General features: G+C 29.4%; 3 protein-coding genes. All 3 read right to left on the bottom strand.

Features of this window, described 5'->3' with window-relative positions:
- The coding region (locus tag FPG59_RS15700; protein ID WP_140344710.1) for an AI-2E family transporter at positions 1-491 on the bottom strand (491 nt) is incomplete at its 3' end.
- A gap of 153 nt (positions 492-644) precedes the next feature.
- Positions 645-1,175, bottom strand: coding sequence for a mechanosensitive ion channel domain-containing protein (locus tag FPG59_RS15705; RefSeq protein ID WP_086455480.1), 531 nt, complete (start codon positions 1,173-1,175; stop codon positions 645-647).
- Positions 1,176-1,185: 10 nt separating this feature from the next.
- Positions 1,186-1,767 (bottom strand): Maf-like protein, encoded by a 582-nt coding sequence (locus FPG59_RS15710; protein ID WP_086455479.1) that lies wholly within the window; start codon positions 1,765-1,767, stop codon positions 1,186-1,188.
- Between the last annotated feature and the right edge of the window lie 147 nt (positions 1,768-1,914).

The following is a 1,914-nucleotide window of genomic DNA, read 5'->3' on the forward strand; positions in this document are numbered from 1 at the left end:
GTGTAAATAGGTATTAAGGTTAAATTTACAAGGGTATCTGTAAATGACATTAAGGTTGTACCCAAAATTTCTTTCCCTTTTTCTAATGAATCTTCGGCTGCAGTATCAATATATTGTTTTTGTTCTCTTGAACTTACATGAAACGTATCTCTAATGAAACCTTGAATATTGGATAGATGGATGTTTATGTTTTTCTCAATCTTATCAAAATCTTCAGCAAAATCACTAATTTGATAGGATAAAAAAACGAAAAGTCCAATGAAGAACAAGATAAATAAAATCACTACAATCATTACTGCTAAGACGTTAGGAAACCTAAGTTTTAACTTTAAAAACTGAGCAATTGGATATAATAATATCGCAAACAAAAACGACATTATAATGGGTACAATTATATTTTGCCCTATGTAAAATATAAAAATCAAGGCAATTAAACCCAATGTGATAAAAGTTAGCTTTGCATAAAAAGGAAATTTTAGTTCTTCGTTCATATAGAAATAGTTTGAGTTGTCTTACAAATATATAAGAACAATTTACAGTACAAAAATCAATAAAAAACCTCAACTAGTAATTACATCATTACTTCAAATGATTACAATATTATCACATAATAAATTCTTGTTTCCCTTTACTATAGGAATCTATTAATCTGTAAATTCTTGATCAGCATGTTTATTTTTAATAATCGAAATTCCTTTTTGCAGTAACAAATTGTTTGGAAAAATGATTTTCTCACCTTCATCGGTCAATAAAAAAACATGAAATGCACCTATGTCCTCAATCTCTGCTTGAATGGGAAAATCTTTATCATGAATTTTTATCACATCTCCAATTTTGAACGGAAATGAAAAAAATAAGATAATTCCAGAGGTAATATTGCTTAAAATAGACCATTGCGCAAACATGGCTACACCTACAACGGTGGTAAATGAAGATAAAGCAATAATGATATCTTTAGGTTGTACTCCCCAAACAATAATCAACGCAATTACTACTAATATATTGATGAACAAATGAAGGTATTTGATCACTAAATTAGTTCTGTGCTCAATTGTTAAATTAGACTTTGCATATCTTCTCACAATTTTTGTTGTGATATATCGTAACAAAAAGAGTAATACACCTACAATTCCTGTAGCTATAACCTCTTTAGAATATTCGTTTACCAATTGAATTAACATAGCTTTATAGTTTTGAAAGGTAATCAAACACTTTATCTGTTGGCATTCCCATCACGTTTGCATAAGATCCTTCAATTCTTGAAACTCCTATAAAACCAATCCATTCTTGGATTCCGTAAGAACCAGCTTTGTCATAAGGTTTGTAATTTTCCAAATAATAAGCAATAGCTTCATCACTTAGTGCACTAAAGGTAACTTTGGTAACTTCATGAATAACCTCTATTTTTTCCGAAGTTTTAAAACAAACCGATGTAATTACTTCATGTGTCGCATTCGATAAGGATTTTAAAATTTCAAAAGCATTTGCTTCATCTTTTGGTTTCCCCAAAGCTTTACCTTCATGCCAAACAATGGTATCACTAGTTACTAAAAGTTCATTTTTATCCAGTTCGTTTTCAAATGCTGATGCTTTTAACACTGCTAAATAATCAGTTATTTCATGAGCTTTTAGTTCAGGTGGATAAACTTCTTCTATTTCTTTGAGTCGTATTTCAAAATCGAGATCTAAATCTTTAAAAAATTGTTGGCGTCTTGGCGAACCCGAAGCTAGAATTATTTTGTAATCTTTCAGTTTGTTTTTAAGCATTGTATTTGATATTTATTCGGATAATAGCTGATGATAAGATTCCAAAAAAGAGTATCCATTTGAGTACAACGCTCAAATTTTTAAAATCTTTTGTTGTGTTTGCAGTATATATTTTTACAATAAAAAATAATAAAGGCCCTACTACAA

Source organism: Flavobacterium sp. FPG59, from assembly GCF_002150205.1.
GTDB lineage: Bacteria > Bacteroidota > Bacteroidia > Flavobacteriales > Flavobacteriaceae > Flavobacterium.